Raw genomic sequence first — 16,803 nt, forward strand, 5'->3', positions numbered from 1 at the left:
TGCGGTGCATGGCACCGGCTTTGCCGGTGTTCGCGGGCGCGCCCGCTCCCACAGGTTAATGCAGTGCCTATCCTGATGTTTGCGTTATAATCCCGCCCTTTAGCCGCCACCCGCCCAAGAGGCCGCTGGCGCATTTCTACCGAATGAAGAGGCTAATCCCTTGGCATTGACGATTCTTGGCCTGTCCGGCGCCCTTAGCCATGACCCTTCCGCGGCCTTGTACATTGACGGCAAACTGATTGCCGCCGCCGAAGAAGAGCGCTTCGTGCGTGACAAGCATGCGAAGAACCGCATGCCCTACGAGTCGGCGAAGTTCTGCCTGGAACAGGCTGGCATCAAGCCATCCGACGTCGACGTGGTAGCCATCCCGTTCGCCCCGATCAGCCTGTTCGGCAAGGCGCGCTGGCACTATGCCAAGCGCTACTGGTACGCCCCGGATCGCGCCCTCGACGCTATTCTGATGGGCAACCGACGCTACAAGCGCTACCGCAAGAAGATCGTCTGGTGCCTGGAACAACTGGGCTTCGACCCGAAAAAGGTCAAGATCGAGCCGGTCGAGCACCACCTGGCCCATGCCTCCAGTGCCTACCACTGCTCGGGCTTCAAGGAAAAAACCGCAATCCTCGGCATCGACGGTAAGGGCGAATACGCCACCACCTTCTTTGGCTACGGCGAAAACGGCAAGATCCACAAGATCAAGGAATTCTTCGACCCGGACTCGCTGGGCGGCCTGTACGGCGCAATCACCGAGTTCCTCGGCTTCGAGATGCTCGATGGCGAGTTCAAGGTCATGGGCATGGCGCCGTATGGTGACGCCAGCAAGTACGACTTCTCGCGTCTGGCCAGCTTCGAAAACGGCGAACTGGTGATCAACACCGAATACGCCAACGTCATTGGCCTGCGCCGCTATAAAGAGAAGGGCAAGGGCTTCTACTTCTCGCCGAAGCTGATCGAGTGGCTGGGCCCCAAGCGCGAAGGCGACATCGCCGACGAGCCGTACATCCATTACGCGGCCAGCATGCAGGCGCTGTTCGAAAAGATCGCCCTGCAGATGATCGACCACTACCTGGGCGACGTGCTGCGTGAAACCGGCAAGCTGGCCTTTGCAGGCGGTTGCGCGCTGAACGTCAAGCTCAACCAGAAGATCATTGCCCGCCCAGACCTGAAAGAGCTGTTCGTCCAGCCGGCTTCCGGTGACGCCGGTACCGCCGTGGGTGCTGCCGCCTACGTTTCCCACGCCCGTGGCGTACCGGTCGAGAAGATGGAACACGTCTACCTCGGCCCTTCGTACTCCAACGAAGATGTGATCGCTGCCTGTGCCCGTCACCCGAACGCGCCGAAGTGGCGTAAGCTCGACGACATGCCGCAGCGCATCGCCAAAATCATGGTCGACGGCAACCCGGTGGCCTGGTTCCAGGGCCGCATGGAATTCGGCCCTCGTGCCCTGGGCGGCCGTTCGATCATCGGTTGCCCGAGCGTGCCGGGCGTAGCCGACCGCATCAACGAGCAGATCAAGTTCCGCGAACGCTGGAGACCTTTCTGCCCGTCGATGCTCGACACCGTCGCCCCGCAAATGATCAAGGTCGACCACCCGGCGCCGTTCATGACCTTCACCTTCGAAGTGGCTGAAGAGTGGAAGACCCGCGTACCGGAAGTGGTCCACGAAGACGGCACTTCGCGTGCCCAGGTGCTCAAGCGCGAGTACAACCCGCGCTACTACGACATGATGAAGGCGCTGGAAGACCTGACAGGCAACGGCGTGTCGCTGAACACTTCGCTGAACCGTCGTGGTGAACCGATGATCTGCTCGCCGACCGATGCCCTGAACATGTTCTTCGGCTCAGACCTGCAGTACCTGATCATGGAAGACATCCTGGTTGTGAAGGACGGCGCGGCCCCGTATGACCAGCCGCTCTGAACCGCGCATCCTGCAGTTCTGCCATGGCTATGACGGGCCGTTCCTGGACTGCGCCCGTCAGTACGCCAGCCTGTTCCAGGGGCGTGGCTACCAAGTCACCACGGTGTTCCTCACCGGCGCCGCCGACGCGCTGGTAGCGGCAGGCTGCGCCTCGGACGAGGTGCTGTTCCTGGAGTTCAGCTCCAAGGCCGTGCGCGGCTTGAAACTCGGCGCCATCCGTGCATTCCGGCGGATCGCGGCCGAGCGCAATTTTGCCTTTTGCATTGCCCATCGCTTCAAACCGATCTACGTGGCGTTGCTGGGCACCGGCTTGCCGGTGATCGGCGTGCACCATGCTTTCGGTGACTACGAGCGCAAGGGGCGACGCATCTTCGCCAACCTGTTCAGCAAGCGTCTGAGCTTGCTGGGCGTGTCGGACGCAGTGCGTGACGACATGCGCCGCTGTCTGCCGCAGTGGCCGGCAGAACGTATCCAGACCTTGTATAACCGCATCGACATCGACGCCCTGCAAGCAGCCCTGGTTCCACGCGCCGAGGCTCGTCAGGCCTTGGGGCTGGACGCACAGGCGTGGATTGTCGGTAACGTCGGGCGCCTGCACCCGGACAAGGACCAGGCCACCCTGCTGCGTGGCTTTGCCGAAGCGCTACCGGGGCTGCCGGCTGGCGCCCGCCTGGCAATCCTGGGCAAGGGCCGCCTGGAAGCCAGGCTCAAGGCACTGGCCGCCGAGCTGGGCATTGCCGGGCAAGTGGACTTCCTTGGCCAGGTGCCGGATGCGCGCCGTTACTTCCAGGCGTTCGATGTATTCGCCCTGAGCTCCGACCATGAGCCGTTCGGCATGGTCCTGCTCGAAGCCATGGTCGCCGGTGTACCGGTACTGGCCACGGCCTGTGGTGGTGCCCGCGAAGTGGTCGAGGGTGTTGGCATGCTGTTCCCGCTGGGCGATGCGGGGCAATTGGCCCAGGGTCTGAAACACATGGCTGTGCTCGATGGGCAGCAACGCCAGGCCTGTGCCGAGCACATGCTGCAGCGCCTGCGTGAACGCTTTTCCGACCAGGCGGTGCGCGAAGCATTCTGGCAGCTTCCGCAAGTCCGCGCGTTGGTGGGGCAGGCCTGATGCTCAACCGTATCCAGGCCTTCCGCGAACGCGGTTGGCAAGTTATCGACGCCAAGGCCTATGCCGAGGCATGGGCCCGGTTTGGTGGCAGTGTCGCCACCCATCCTCTGGTGGTCGAGCAGCTGGCGGACCTGGCGCAGATCCCTGTGCGTTACCTGGGCTGGCACCAGGCCGGCGAGCTGAAAGCCGCCATTCCTACCTGGGGGCGCCACCTTGCGCTGTCCAAGGACGTGCTCAAGCGTGCCGGCAAAAAGGCCCTGTTCGATCTGGGCAACGCCGAGATCATCCTGCCGGCGGCGGCCGACGCCGCTGCACCGTTGCGCCATGCCGCGCGCTACCTGTCCGAACTGAACCAGGGCCGCTTCAGCGGCCTCAAGGCGCAGAAGGAACAGCTGGCCATGGCCCGCGCCCATGAAGACCTGTCGAAGAAGTTCCGCTACAACCAGCGCCGCGAACTGCGCCTGCTGGAAGAGGCGGGCGGTGTGGTGCGCCCGATCGGCGACTTCAGCGCGCAGGAAATCGCCAGCATGTACTGCGACCTGTTCCAGCGCCGCTGGGGCTTCCCTGCCACCGGCGCCGAGCGCATGGCCGAAGTGCTGGAACGCCTGCGCGAGTTGCTGATCGGCTCGGTGCTGCTGCTGGACGGCAAGCCGATTGCCATCCAGCTGGTTTACCGTGTCGAAGCGCCGGAATGGATCAGCGTCGAGTACATCAATGGTGGTGTCGACCCTGAAACCAAGGCCTTCAGCCCCGGCAGTGTGCTGAGCTTCCTCAATACCCAGGCCGCCTGGGAAGACGCCCGTGCACGCAACAAGCCGCTGCGGTTCTCGTTCGGCCGTGCCGACCGCGAGTACAAGGACCGCTGGTGCAACCCCGTACCGGTGTATCAGGCGTGAGTCGCAAGCAGCAGTTGCTCAAGCGCCACCGGCGCAACAAGCGCCTGGGCCTGTTGGCGGGCCTGGTCGCGCTGGTGGCCATAGGTGCGTTCAGCTGGTGGTGGTTGCCACTGCTGCTGTTGCCGCTGTTATGGGCGGCTCACGAGGCCTGGTTTGCCGACCACCTGTTCTACGCGCCAGGCGAGGACTACGCCTACGACTTCGGCGAGCAGACCCGGGAGGCTCCTGCCAGCCTGAGCGGCGGCTTGCTCAAGGCTGAGTGCGTGCTGCAGGGCAACGAAACCCTGGTCCTCGAGCTGCGGGTAAAAAGCAGCTGGCTGGGGCGCTTCCTGGACCCGCAGGTCGAGCTGGTGGCTGGCGAGCATGCCGACCGGCAAACCTTCGAGCGTGGCGTCGATGGCGTGCGCTTCCTCAACCTCACCGGCCTCGCCGCACCTCTGCAGGCTGGCGCGTTGCGCCTGCGTGGCCGGCATTGCCGGCTGGCGGGCCAGCCGCGCTTGTGGATAACCCCGGCGGTCGAGCTGCAACGGCGCCGGGTGATGGTGATCGCGCCGCATGCCGATGATGCCGAGCTGGCCGCTTACGGCCTTTACAGCCAGGCCGACGAAACCTGGGTAGTGACCCTGACCGCTGGTGAAATCGAGGCCGAGCACTATCAGCAGATGGGCTTGGCAAAGGCCGAGGCCGCGCGCCTGAAGGGCCGCCTGAGGGCCTGGGATAGTGTCGCCGTGCCACGCTGGGCCGGTGTGGCGGAATCGCGTTGCGTGCAGCTGGGCTACTTCTGTCTGCAACTGCCTGCCATGCAGGCTGCGCCAGACCAGCCGGCCGCTTCTCGCGAGGCCGACCTCGCCGACATTCGCGTATTCCGCCGATTCAACCCGTTCCCGCTGCCGGCCGATGGCGATGGCGCGCCGACCTGGCACAACCTGCTCGCCGACCTGCGGGCCTTGCTGGAAATGGCCAGGCCAGAGGTGCTGGTGATGCCGCACCCGCAGCTCGACCCGCATCCCGACCACATCTGTGCCCAGGCTGCGGTGCTGGAAGCCTTGCAAGGCCTGGCCTGGCAGCCGCAAACCCTGCTGTGCTACGCCAACCACTTGCATGACAACGACCGCTGGCCGATGGGCGACAGTGGTGATGGCGTGGCCCTGCCGCCACAGCTGGACGCTGTCCAGGCCTGGGCTCCTTGCAGCCTGGTACTGGACCTTGCGACCCAGCGCGACAAGGCCATGGCCCTGGGCATGATGCACGACCTGCAGCCGCCAGCACCGTTCAAGCGCCGCCTGCGCCGCTTGTTGCAGCGCTGGTTGGCCGGGCGGCACCCGTCGCCTTACGGCGAGAACGAATTCTTTCGCAAGGCCGTGCGCCGACATGAACTGTTCTGGCGGCGTGAGCTGTAGCCGCGCCCCATGGTTGACTGCGATGGCGCAGAGCGCCCAAGGAACCCAATGAAAGTCCTATTTCTGGTGCAGAAGGAACAGCGGGCGATTCTCGACCGCCTGTACGATGGCGTCGCGGCCAACTGCGAGTGCGACTTGCGCTGGCTGACCAGCGAAGACCAGCGCAATCTGCGCCGCTATTTCAAGCGCGAAGTGCAGGTCGAGCGCTATGACCGCATTGTCTTCTTCCTGCGTTTCAAGCAGGAAATCCGTCAGGCGGCATTCATCCGTACCGTGCCGAACCTGGTCATACTCGAGCACGATGCCTACCAGAACTACATCCCTTGCAAGTACACAGGCAAGTTCAGCGCCCATTACCGCAAGTTGCCCTGGGCGCGAGTGATCAGCTCAGGCTACATGGTCAGCGAGCGCCTGCGTCAGGAAGGTTTCGACGCCGTGTTCGTGCCCAAGGGCTACGACGAGCAATTGCTGGCCGACCAGGGGCGTGAGCGCGACATCGAACTGGCCTTCGTCGGCAGCACCAACAGCGTGGCCTACAGCGGCCGCAAGGCATTGCTGGACGAGTTGGGTCGGGTCGAGAACCTGGTGGTGACCCGTACCAAGTCGGGGGAAGATTACTGCAACACGCTCAACCGGATCCGCTTCTTCGTCAGTGCCGACGTTGGCATGGGCGAATACATGATCAAGAACTTCGAAGCCATGGCCTGCGGCTGCGTGTTGCTGGCGTATGACCAAGGCGAGGAAGAGAACCGCGCGCTGGGCCTGCAGGACATGCACAACGTAGTGTTCTATGACAGCATCCCGACCCTTCAGGAGAAGCTCCGCCGTTTGCGTGCGGACCCTGAGCTGGCCCGGCAGATTGCAGAAAATGGCCGCCACCTGGCGGTTTCCCGTTTCAGTTTCGGGGCAGTTGGACGTAGCATCGTCGACCACATGCGCCCGGCGCTCAGGCCCCATCCGCCGTTGTCTGCATGGCAGCGGCTGCGCCTGAAGCTGGGCATCTAACATTAGAACTTTCGCGCCTACGGAGCGGGCGTTGAAAGTCGATAGTCGCAATGCGGAGGGAGTCCGGTGCGCTTTTCAAATGAGAGTGACGTCACGCTCGTCGTGACCAGTTGTGGGCGGTTCGATCTGCTCAAAGACACCCTTGAGAGTTTCGATCGCTACAATACCGCGCCCATTCGCGAAGTGTTCATCACCGAAGATTCCGGTGACGATGCCGTGCATGCCGCTGTGCCTGAGCACTGGAAACCGCACTGCAAGGTGTTCGTAAACCGGCCCAAGTTGGGGCAGTTGCCGTCTATCGACCTGGCCTACAGCCATGTCAGGACGCCCTACATCTTTCACTGCGAGGACGACTGGCACTTCTATCGCCAGGGCTTCGTCGAGGACTCTCGGGCCATCCTGGAGGCCAGCCCCGACCTTTTGCAGGTGTGGCTGCGCAGCCATGCCCATGACCTGGCCATCCACAGCCCGTACATCCACCTGGGGGATCGCCGGTTGATCGCCGGTGTGCCTTGCTACCCGCTGCTGTCCGATAAGGCCGAGTGGCAGGCATTTTCGCTCAACCCCGGGTTGCGCCGTTTGAGCGATTACCAGCGTTGCGCGCCATTTGCCGCCTATGCTGGAGAGAAGGCACTTTCCCGACGCTATGCTGAGTTAAATCTGACAGCGGTCACCTTGGAGGGTGATGCAGTATTGCACACTGGATTTGGTAATCACGTGACCTTGCCCATCGAAGTGGAACGCAAGGCCAAACGTCGTAAGCGTGATCGGATAAAGTTGGCATTGACGCTGGTGGCGGGTGCCGTGATTGGCATGGGAATCACCATTTTTGTTCAATGAAGTCGCTGTCCCACCTTACGTGAGCGGGAGAGGGCCCATGAACATCGTCAATATGATGTGGGCGGGTGGATCGCCGTACATGTCCATCCACAAGGTGCATCGGCAGATTCTGTCACATGCGGGTGCCGATGCCCGGATCAGTAATTGGCTGCTGCTGGGTAGCGGACTCTGCTGTGGGCTTGGTTCGACCCGGGAGTGGCATATGCCGTCACGGGCGCTGAAAGGGCGGCACTTCTGGCGCCTGTTGCGCCCATGGTTGCGAATGCGTTTGCGCAAGGCTCTGAAAGAGGCACAGGCTGAAGTCGTGCTGATCGACGGTGTCGGTGTGGCGCGGTTGGTGTTGCCATTGATGCATCAAGTTCCGCAAGTACGTGCCAAGGTGCTGTTCCATGGCAAGACGCGTCTGAGTGCCAGCGATGTTCGCCTGCTGCGTATGTTTCCGGTCGAGCGGCTGAGTATTGCCGCCGTTTCACAGACACTTGCCACGTCACTCGAACACGATCTGGGCAGGCCGGTGCAGACCTTGCGCATGGCCCTGGACCCGCTGGCTTTCGCCGAACCGTTGTTGAGCAGGGATGCGGCCAGGCAAGCCCTGCAGCTGCCACAGGTAACAGGGGTGATGCTGGGCGCGGTCGGGCGACTGGTGGAAAGCAAAGGTTTCGAGATGCTGATCGAGGCGTTCGCCAAGGCCTGTGTGCGGCAGTCGGACCTGCAGTTGGCAATCATCGGCGAAGGCCCTCTACGTGAGGTGCTGCAAGCCCGTATCGACGCGCTGGGCCTGGCCGGGCGCGTTCACCTGAGTGGTCACCGCGATGACCTGCAGCGACTGTATCGGGCATTCGACTGGCTATTGGTGCCTTCACGTTCTGAAGGCCTTGGGCTGGTGGTGCAGGAGGCGGTCATGGCCGACGTGCCGGTGGTATGCAGCGACCTGCAGGTGTTCCGCGAGCAGTTGCAGGACACCGGTGGCTACCTGCCCGTTGCCGATGAAAATGCCTGGGCCGAGGCGATCGAGCGTTGCTCGGTTATCGGTGCCCCGGCGGTAGCAGCCCGGCAGCGCCAGGCGCTGGCCCCGGAGCAGGCCTGGCAGGCGTTCTGCAACGGCTCGCAGAGCCTTTTGCGCAGCTGACGCTCAGCGCGCGAGCAAAGCTGCCTCGAAGGCGGCAAGGGGGAAGCGGTCGCCCAGGTTCTCCCGCTCGATATAGCGCACCATATGCTGCACATTGCGCCGAATCATGCGCGCCGACAGTGGTGGGCGCAAGAAGCGCATGTCGGCCACGTCGATCAGGCCCAACTGCTGGTCGGGTGTGACCACTACATTACCCAGGTGCAACGAGCGGAAATACACGCCGCTGCGGTGCAGCTGGCGGATCAGTTCGATCAGGCGTGGCAGATAGGTATCCCAGCTGAAACCCTCATCGCGCGACATCTGCAGCAAGGTACGCCCAGGCAGCGGGCGGTACAGTACGGCAGTTCGTCCCGGTAGCTCGAGCTTATGCTGGCTGATCACCTCCAGAGTGGGGATGCCCAGTTGTGCAAGGCGCGCGGCGTTGTCGACAAAGCGCTGCGAGTACGGGCGCAGCAGTGCAGATGAAATCAGCCGCTTCCTACGAAAAACCTTGAGGAAATTACCATCCGCGAGCAGGTAGACTTTGGCGCCATGGCTATCTGCCTCAAGCACCTGTGCGCCTTGTGTCAGCTGATCGAAGTCGACCTGGGGGAGCCGGGAGCATTGCATGAATAGAGCCTTGTCGTCGGGCGAACAGAATGACCGGCAATAATGCCGAAAATAATGTTGTAGCACCATTGGATGGTGCTTTGATTCATCGGGGGAAAGGATGTTGTATCAAAAAAGCTGGGCGCGAGCCTGGTTGGGATTTGGTCTGCTCTGGTTCCTGGCTGCGATTGCCCTGGCACCGAGCAACAAGGTCTATCAGCAAGGGCTGGTGCTGTTCCTGTGGTTGCCGACCCTGGTAATGGCGTGGTCCGCAAGGCACGTAATAATGCAGGCCTGGCGGCGTCAGCCGGCCTTGTGGGGAAGTGTGTTGCTGTTGCTGGTATGGAGTGGGCTCAGCCTGGTCTGGTCGGCCGCAGAAAACCCGGGGCGCGAGGCCAAGCGCCTGCTCTACATCCTGGTATTCCTGCTGGCGTTCCCGCTGCTGGGCCAGCTTGGCCAAGCCCGCGTTCGTCAGCTGTTGCAGGCCGGCAGCGCCTTGCTGGCCGTTGCCGCGCTGATCTCGATAATCCATTTCTACGGCGTGCTGGGCATGCCATTGCTGGCCCGGCTGGAGGGCATCGGCGAGATATCGCACCCGATCCTGGGCGCCTATGTCATCGGTTCGGCCGTGCTCTTCCTGCTTTACGAGCCGCCGCGGCAACGTGGCCTGCAGTTGCTGTGGCTGGTAGCGCTGGTGTGCCTGGGGTTGTTTGTCATGCTCAGCCAGAGCCGTGGGGCAGTACTGGCCCTGGTGCTCACCGTGATCCTGGCCCCGTTGTGGTTCCGTGACCGCCACAGCCGGGTTTTTGCCGTGCTGGCGGCCATTGCCACCGGCCTGGCCTTCTATCTCGTTTACGACCTTATCGCCCAGCGCGGTTCGTCCTACCGGCCGGAAATCTTCCATGCCGTGGCCGACATGATTGCCGCACATCCCTGGACCGGCCTTGGCCTGGGCGCTGCCTACGACGTGAATGCAGTGGGCATGCACTTCGACCATACCCACAACATGTTCACCCACGTCGCAGTGGAGATGGGCCTGCCCGGCATGCTGCTGTGGGTCATGGTGTGGCTGTACACCCTGGGCGAAATCGTCCGCGCACGTGGCACATTGTTCGGCAAGATCCTGCTCGGTTTCTGGGTGTACTCCACCCTGGCCATGCAGTTCGATGCCGCCAGCCTCACTGGTACACCACGTGCCGAATGGTTCATCAGCTGGCTGCCCGTGGGCCTGGCCATGTTGCTGCCATGGGGGAGTGCCGAAAATGATGCCTGTGGTAAAATTTCCGGTTCAACCTGAACAGCGAGCTTGATAATGGCCGAAACACCGCGACCGGCGGAACACACCTCCAGCCTGAAGATCTACTTCCGGCTGCTGAGCTATGTGAAACCCTATGTCGGCATTTTCCTGCTGAGCATCATCGGTTTCGTGATCTTTGCCTCGACCCAGCCGATGCTGGCCGGGATCCTGAAGTATTTCGTAGATGGGTTGAGCAACCCCGAAGCGGTGTTGTTCCCAAACGTTCCTTACCTGCGCGACCTGCAACTGCTGCAGGCGGTGCCGCTGCTGATTATCCTGATCGCCGCGTGGCAGGGCCTGGGCTCGTTCCTCGGCAACTACTTCCTGGCCAAGGTTTCCCTGTGCCTGGTGCACGACCTGCGTGTGGAACTGTTCAACAAGCTGCTGGTGCTGCCTAACCGCTACTTCGACAACCACAACTCCGGGCACCTGATCTCGCGCATCACCTTCAACGTGACCATGGTCACTGGTGCTGCGACCGATGCGATCAAGGTGGTGATCCGCGAAGGCCTGACCGTGGTGTTCCTGTTTGGTTACCTGCTGTGGATGAACTGGCACCTGACCCTCGTTATGGTCGCCATCCTGCCGGTAATCGCGGTGATGGTCAGCGTCGCCAGCAAGAAATTCCGCAAGCAGAGCAAAAAAATCCAGGTAGCCATGGGCGACGTCACCCATGTCGCCTCGGAAACCATCCAGGGCTACCGCGTGGTGCGCAGCTTCGGCGGCGAGGCCTACGAGGAGCAGCGTTTCGGCAAGGCCAGCCAGAGCAACACCGACAAGCAGTTGCACATGACCAAGACCGGCTCGCTGTACACGCCGATGCTGCAGCTGGTGATCTACACCGCCATGGCCGCGCTGATGTTCCTGGTGCTGTTCCTGCGCGGTGATTCCACTGCCGGTGATCTGGTGGCTTACATCACCGCCGCCGGCCTGTTGCCCAAGCCGATACGTCAGCTTTCGGAAGTCAGCTCGACCATCCAGAAGGGCCTGGCCGGCGCCGAAAGCATCTTCGAGCAACTGGACGAAGAGCCTGAAGTGGATACCGGTACCGTCGAGAAGGAGCGGGTGGAGGGGCGCCTGGAAGTGCGCAACCTCAGCTTCACCTACCCGGGTACCGAGCGTGAGGTGCTGAGCGATATCAGCTTCGTAGCCGAGCCAGGGCAGATGATTGCACTGGTCGGCCGCTCCGGCAGTGGCAAGTCTACGCTTGCCGCGCTGATACCGCGCTTCTATCACCACGACCAGGGGCAGATCCTGCTCGATGGCGTGGAGATCGAGAACTATCGCCTGCGCAACCTGCGTCGCCACGTTTCGCAGGTGACCCAGCATGTCACCCTGTTCAACGATACCGTGGCCAACAACATCGCCTATGGCGACCTGGCCGGCGCCCCGCGCGCCGACATCGAAGCCGCTGCGGCCGATGCCTATGCCAAGGAGTTCGTCGACCGGCTGCCGAAAGGCTTCGATACCGAAGTGGGTGAGAACGGCGTACTGCTCTCCGGCGGTCAGCGCCAGCGCCTGGCGATTGCCCGGGCACTGCTGAAGAATGCGCCGCTGCTGATCCTCGACGAAGCCACTTCGGCGCTGGATACCGAGTCCGAGCGGCATATCCAGGCTGCCCTGGACCATGTGATGCAGGGCCGTACCACGCTGGTGATCGCCCACCGTCTGTCGACCATCGAGAAAGCTGACCAGATCCTGGTCATGGACCAGGGGCGCCTGGTCGAGCGCGGCACCCATGCCGAGCTGCTTGCGGCCAATGGCCATTATGCCCGCCTGCATGCCATGGGTCTGGATGAGCCGGCCAAGGCCGATATCACCTGAACCCTCGCTGATCGGGGCCATCGCGGCCCCGATTGTCACGGGAATTTTCCTGGGGTGATCTGGCCATAAAGCCGTCGTCTACCCTGTGCTAATATCCTGTCCCTGTTCATTATTTCCATATGGGTTGCCCATGAAGTTGTCCATGCCGCGTTTCGATCAAGCCCCGGTACTGGTGGTCGGCGATGTCATGCTCGACCGCTACTGGCATGGCGGTACTTCACGTATCTCGCCTGAAGCGCCAGTCCCGGTGGTCAAGGTCGATCAGATCGAGGATCGCCCCGGCGGCGCGGCCAACGTTGCCTTGAACATCGCCGCCCTGGGTGCACCGGCTTCGCTGATTGGCGTCACCGGCCAGGATGAGGCCGCCGACAGCCTGGCCAACAGCCTGCAAGCTGCAGGCGTGCGCTCGGTGTTCCAGCGCATCGCGCACCAGCCGACCATCGTCAAGCTGCGGGTAATGAGCCGTCACCAGCAGTTGCTGCGCATCGATTTCGAAGAGCCATTCGCTACCGACCCGCTGTCGCTGGGTGCGGAGGTCGACAGCCTGCTCGAGGGCGTCAAGGTGCTGGTCCTGTCCGACTACGGCAAGGGCGCACTGAAAAACCACCAGAGCCTGATCCAGGCCGCGCGGGCCAAGGGCATTCCGGTGCTGGCCGACCCCAAGGGCAAGGATTTTTCCATCTACCGTGGCGCCAGCCTGATCACTCCCAACCTCAGCGAGTTCGAGACCATCGTCGGCCGTTGCGCCGATGAGGCCGAGCTGGTAGCCAAGGGCTTGCAGCTGCTGCAGGACCTGGACCTGGGCGCCTTGCTGGTGACACGTGGCGAGCACGGCATGACCCTGCTGCGCAGCGGCCAGCCGGCCCTGCACCTACCGGCGCGGGCGCGTGAAGTGTTCGATGTGACCGGTGCCGGTGATACCGTCATCTCCACACTCGCCGCGGCCATCGCTGCCGGCGAGGACCTGCCCCACGCGGTGGCCCTGGCCAATTTGGCAGCGGGCATCGTGGTCGGCAAGCTGGGTACGGCTGCGATCAGCGCCCCCGAGCTGCGCCGGGCGATCCAGCGTGAGGAAGGCTCCGAGCGGGGCGTGCTGGGCCTGGAGCAACTGCTGCTGGCCATTGATGACGCGCGAGCGCACAAAGAGAAGATCGTCTTCACCAACGGCTGCTTCGACATCCTGCATGCCGGGCATGTCACCTACCTGGAGCAGGCGCGGGCCCAGGGCGATCGCCTGATCGTCGCGGTCAACGACGATGCCTCGGTCAGCCGCTTGAAAGGGCCGGGCCGGCCGATCAACAGCGTCGACCGGCGCATGGCCGTACTGGCCGGGCTGGGGGCGGTGGACTGGGTCATCAGCTTCCCCGAGGGTACGCCGGAGAACCTGCTGAGCCAGGTCAAGCCGGACGTGCTGGTCAAGGGTGGCGACTATGGCATCGACCAGGTGGTGGGTGCCGATATCGTCAAGGCCTATGGCGGTACCGTGAAGGTGCTGGGGCTGGTCGAGAACAGCTCGACCACGGCGATTGTCGAGAAGATTCGCAAGAACTGATGCTTTGGGGCTGCTGTGCAGCCCTTCGCGGGCGTGCCCGCTCCCACAAGTACGGCGCAGGCTTGAGGATTACACCGCTCCTGTGGGAGCGGGCATGCCCGCGAAGGGCCGCCTGGCGGCCCCAATCATCATTTATGCAGCGAAGTACGCGCCCGCTCCAGCAGCGCTAGCGCCTTGTCGCCAAACCGCTGCAGGTGCGATGCCCGCACCGGCTTGTTCTCCACCAACCCCTGCTGCTTCACCCAATCCTTCCAGCGCACCCGCTCGTCCGTGACCACCCAGCCTTCCTGCCGGGCAAAACTTTCGGCCAGGTACAGCCCGCGCGTGCTCGCCGGCACCAGTTCGTCCTTCTTCACGGTATACAGCTCAGCCAGTGGCTGGCCGTCCTTCAATGGCATCAGGTACAGGTCTGGTCGTTTGCGATTTAGCCGCGCCACCAGTTGGTCGCCCTCCAGCCGCTCATCAACGTGGAACAGGCTGAGCTTCTTGGCGTCCCGGGGTACCTGCAGGCGCATGTCGTAGATCAGTTGCAGCGAGGCGGTGGGCAAGTGCACATACGCCCGCGGCCGTTCCAGCAGCATCAGCTTGCCGCAGTGCACCGGGCGCGCGGCACCCGATTCCGGGGCCAGCACGAAGTGCGGCGTTTCGCGGTAGTGCAGGGCGGCAGCGTAGGGCACCGGCAACCAGGTGTCGTTGAAGCGCCCGCCCAGCCAGCCTTCCGGGGTTTCCAGCAAGCATTCCTCGGCCACTTCCTGCACGGCCGTGTGCAATGGCAGGTTCAGCTCCTGCGCCGGCACATAGCCGGAAATCAGTTTCAGCACCACATCGCCACGGTCTTGCCGGCGCTGACGTACCAGCACCCAGTAATCGCGGTTCTGCCAATGCAGGGTCAGCCGTACCGACACGCCAAGGTTGGCCAGTTCGATCACGAAGCGCTGCACGTCGGGTAGCTGGATAGCCTTGCGCCGTTGTTGGATCTGGGCAAAATTCAGCGGCATCCCGATGCTCTGGTAGATCAGACCTTCGGGCGTGGCCTCGACATGTAGCGGTAGTGTCTTGAAGTTGCTCGGGTTCTTGCGGATCAGCGTTCGCGCCACGAGGCTCCTCCTTGCGTCGGGTCAGTCCAGGCCCATGGGCCTGGGGCAACTCAATGCTGGCCCAGAATACGGGCGACGGTGGCCACGTTGTGGGCCAGGTGCAACGGATTGATGGTGCCGACGATAGCACTGCTCACGCCCGGGTGGGCGAACAGCAGCTCGAAACTGGCTTGTACCGGGTCAACGCCCGGGGCAAGGCAGATATGCCCACTGGCCAGTGCCTTCTTCACCAGGATGGCCTTGCCGTGTTCGGCAGCGTAGTCCAGCACCGGGCGTTCTGCCTGTTCGTTGAGGTTGTAGGTGACCATGGCGCAGTCGCCTTGCTCCAGTGCCTTCAGGCCGCCGGCGACGGTCTTGCCAGACAGGCCGAAGCCGAGGATCTTGCCCTCCTGCTTGAGCTCGGCAAGGGTCTGGTAGACCTCCTGCTGTTCCAGGATCGCCAGGTCGTTGCCGTCCGAATGCACCAGCACCAATTCGATGCGGTCGGTTTCCAGGCGCCGCAGGCTTCGCTCCACCGAGCGGCGGGTATGGGCGGCGCTGAAATCGAAGTGCGATTGGCCGTTGTCGAACTCTTCGCCAACCTTGCTGACGATCACCCATTCATCGCGCTGGCCGCGCAGTAGCGGGCCCAGGCGTTCTTCGCTGCGGCCGTAGGCTGGGGCGGTGTCGATCAGGTTGATACCCAGCTCGCGGGCCTGGGCCAGCAGCAGGCGGGCTTCGTCGTCGCCGGGGATGGTGAAACCGGTAGGGTACTTCACGCCCTGGTCGCGGCCCAGCTTGACCGTGCCCAGGCCGAGCGGCGAAACCTTGAAGCCGGTGCTGCCCAAGGGGCGATGGAAGTCGTGCAGGGTCGGCAGGCTCATGGCAGCAGTTGCTCCCAGGCCGGTACGCCCAGCGGTGGGCGTGGCAGGTCAGCCAGGTCGGCCTGCGCCTGTGGGCGGATACCGTCGCGCTCCAGGTGGCTGATGACCCGGTCGCTGAAGTCCGGTGCCAGGGCCAGCTTGGTTGGCCAGCCCACCAGCAGGCGTTGCTGGTCGGCGAGGAAGGCGTTGTCCGGGCGTACCAGGCCCGATTGCGCCGGTTCCGCTCGGTCGACCCGCAGGGTGGCCCAGCGCACTTGGCTCTGGTCGACCCATGGCAGCAGGCTGGCGATTTCTTTCTGTGCCGCGGCGATTTGCGCAGCCGGCTCGCGGGCAACGCCGTCGCCTTCGGCCAGGTCGCCACCCAGGTACCAGACCCACTGGCCATCGGCGGCCGGGTGGGTGGTCACCGTCACCCGTGGCTTCGGCCCGCCGCCCAGGCAATGGGCGTAAAGCGGTTTAAGGTTGGCACCCTTGGCCATCACCATATGCAGCGGGCGTGTCTGCATGGCTGGCTGGTTCAGGCCCAGGGCATGCAGCAGCTGCTCGGTGCCGGCGCCGGCGCTGAGCACGATACGCTGGGCGCGGATGTCGCGCTCGTCGACGCGCAGGCCAACCAGGTCTTCACCCTCGCGCAGCGGCTCGATGTGCTCACCGGCCAGCAGGCTGTCGCCTGCCAGCACGGCCAGGTTGGCCAGCAGGCTGGGCACGTCGATGACCAGCTCGGCCAGGCGATAGACCTTGCCCTTGAAGGCGCGGTCCTGCAGCGCGGGCGGAAGTTGCTCGCCCTTCACCTGGTCGACCCTGCCACGCACGGCCTTGCTGGCGAAGAAACTGGTGAGATTGCCGGCCAGGGTGCCAGGCGACCACAGGTAATGCGCGTCGGACAGCAGGCGAGTGCGGGTCAGGTCCAGCTCGCCGCTGCCGCTCAGCGCTTCGCGCCAGCGTCGCGGCATGTCGGCGATGGCTTCCGAAGCGCCGGTGAGGGCGCCATGCAGGGCGTACTTGGTGCCGCCATGGATGATGCCCTGAGACTTGATGGTCTGCTCGCCGCCAAGGCTGGCGCGTTCCACCAGTACTGTCGAGTAGCCCAGCCGGCGCAGGCGGGCATTGAGCCAGAGGCCTGCGACCCCGGCGCCGACGATCAGCACGTCAGTGGAAATGGCAGATGGCATGGCGGTACCTCGAAGACTGGGACAGCTGGCAAGTATACAGGGTATACCTGTGATGGCCCTATCGCCGGCAAGCCAGCTTGTATGGTTAGACTTGAAGGGAGGAGGAGG

The 16,803-nt window shown here is 63.4% G+C and carries 14 protein-coding genes; 10 read left to right on the forward strand and 4 right to left on the reverse strand.

The window, feature by feature from the left end:
* Positions 1–160 precede the first annotated feature (160 nt).
* The 7 genes from MJ643_RS19640 (at position 161) to MJ643_RS19670 (ending at position 8,302) form a co-directional block, all read left to right on the forward strand.
* On the forward strand, positions 161–1,918 hold the full coding sequence (locus MJ643_RS19640; protein ID WP_013974482.1) for a carbamoyltransferase: 1,758 nt from the start codon (positions 161–163) through the stop codon (positions 1,916–1,918).
* Positions 1,902–3,032: a glycosyltransferase gene (locus MJ643_RS19645; protein ID WP_013974481.1), complete on the forward strand. Its 1,131-nt coding sequence runs from the start codon at positions 1,902–1,904 to the stop codon at positions 3,030–3,032. The genes MJ643_RS19640 and MJ643_RS19645 overlap by 17 nt, the downstream gene beginning before the upstream one ends.
* The gene (locus MJ643_RS19650; RefSeq protein WP_013974480.1) at positions 3,032–3,928 is read left to right on the forward strand and encodes an antimicrobial resistance protein Mig-14; all 897 of its coding nucleotides are present in this window, start codon (positions 3,032–3,034) and stop codon (positions 3,926–3,928) included. Before MJ643_RS19645 ends, MJ643_RS19650 begins: the two co-directional genes overlap by 1 nt.
* Complete coding sequence (locus MJ643_RS19655; RefSeq protein WP_013974479.1) at positions 3,925–5,328, forward strand: PIG-L family deacetylase; 1,404 nt, start codon at positions 3,925–3,927, stop codon at positions 5,326–5,328. The genes MJ643_RS19650 and MJ643_RS19655 overlap by 4 nt, the downstream gene beginning before the upstream one ends.
* A gap of 48 nt (positions 5,329–5,376) precedes the next feature.
* Entirely contained in the window at positions 5,377–6,333 is a 957-nt protein-coding gene (locus MJ643_RS19660) for a glycosyltransferase (RefSeq protein WP_015272035.1), read from the forward strand.
* Positions 6,334–6,399: 66 nt separating this feature from the next.
* The gene (locus MJ643_RS19665; RefSeq protein ID WP_024087823.1) at positions 6,400–7,173 is read left to right on the forward strand and encodes a hypothetical protein; all 774 of its coding nucleotides are present in this window, start codon (positions 6,400–6,402) and stop codon (positions 7,171–7,173) included.
* 37 nt (positions 7,174–7,210) lie between these two features.
* Complete coding sequence (locus tag MJ643_RS19670; RefSeq protein ID WP_013974476.1) at positions 7,211–8,302, forward strand: glycosyltransferase; 1,092 nt, start codon at positions 7,211–7,213, stop codon at positions 8,300–8,302.
* A 3-nt stretch (positions 8,303–8,305) separates the two neighbouring features.
* Here the strand turns inward: MJ643_RS19670 and MJ643_RS19675 are convergent, their stop codons facing one another.
* Positions 8,306–8,911 (reverse strand): hypothetical protein, encoded by a 606-nt coding sequence (locus tag MJ643_RS19675; protein WP_031325784.1) that lies wholly within the window; start codon positions 8,909–8,911, stop codon positions 8,306–8,308.
* A gap of 100 nt (positions 8,912–9,011) precedes the next feature.
* On the opposite strand from MJ643_RS19675, the gene MJ643_RS19680 reads away from it, so the two are divergent.
* The 3 genes from MJ643_RS19680 (at position 9,012) to hldE (ending at position 13,563) form a co-directional block, all read left to right on the forward strand.
* Positions 9,012–10,187: an O-antigen ligase family protein gene (locus MJ643_RS19680; protein ID WP_169774737.1), complete on the forward strand. Its 1,176-nt coding sequence runs from the start codon at positions 9,012–9,014 to the stop codon at positions 10,185–10,187.
* Positions 10,188–10,202: 15 nt separating this feature from the next.
* Entirely contained in the window at positions 10,203–12,011 is a 1,809-nt protein-coding gene (gene msbA, locus MJ643_RS19685) for a lipid A export permease/ATP-binding protein MsbA (protein ID WP_013974473.1), read from the forward strand.
* 130 nt (positions 12,012–12,141) lie between these two features.
* Positions 12,142–13,563: a bifunctional D-glycero-beta-D-manno-heptose-7-phosphate kinase/D-glycero-beta-D-manno-heptose 1-phosphate adenylyltransferase HldE gene (gene hldE, locus MJ643_RS19690; RefSeq protein WP_013974472.1), complete on the forward strand. Its 1,422-nt coding sequence runs from the start codon at positions 12,142–12,144 to the stop codon at positions 13,561–13,563.
* Positions 13,564–13,691: 128 nt separating this feature from the next.
* Here hldE and MJ643_RS19695 read toward each other — a convergent pair whose 3' ends face one another.
* The 3 genes from MJ643_RS19695 to MJ643_RS19705 are packed head-to-tail and all read right to left on the reverse strand — an operon-like array spanning position 13,692 to position 16,695.
* Entirely contained in the window at positions 13,692–14,660 is a 969-nt protein-coding gene (locus MJ643_RS19695) for a hypothetical protein (protein ID WP_013974471.1), read from the reverse strand.
* A gap of 50 nt (positions 14,661–14,710) precedes the next feature.
* Positions 14,711–15,523, reverse strand: coding sequence for an aldo/keto reductase (locus MJ643_RS19700; protein ID WP_013974470.1), 813 nt, complete (start codon positions 15,521–15,523; stop codon positions 14,711–14,713).
* Positions 15,520–16,695: an FAD-dependent oxidoreductase gene (locus MJ643_RS19705; RefSeq protein WP_013974469.1), complete on the reverse strand. Its 1,176-nt coding sequence runs from the start codon at positions 16,693–16,695 to the stop codon at positions 15,520–15,522. Before MJ643_RS19705 ends, MJ643_RS19700 begins: the two co-directional genes overlap by 4 nt.
* Positions 16,696–16,803 lie beyond the last annotated feature (108 nt).

The organism is Pseudomonas sp. PNPG3, assembly GCF_023093815.1.
GTDB classification, from domain to species: Bacteria; Pseudomonadota; Gammaproteobacteria; order Pseudomonadales; family Pseudomonadaceae; genus Aquipseudomonas; species Aquipseudomonas asiatica.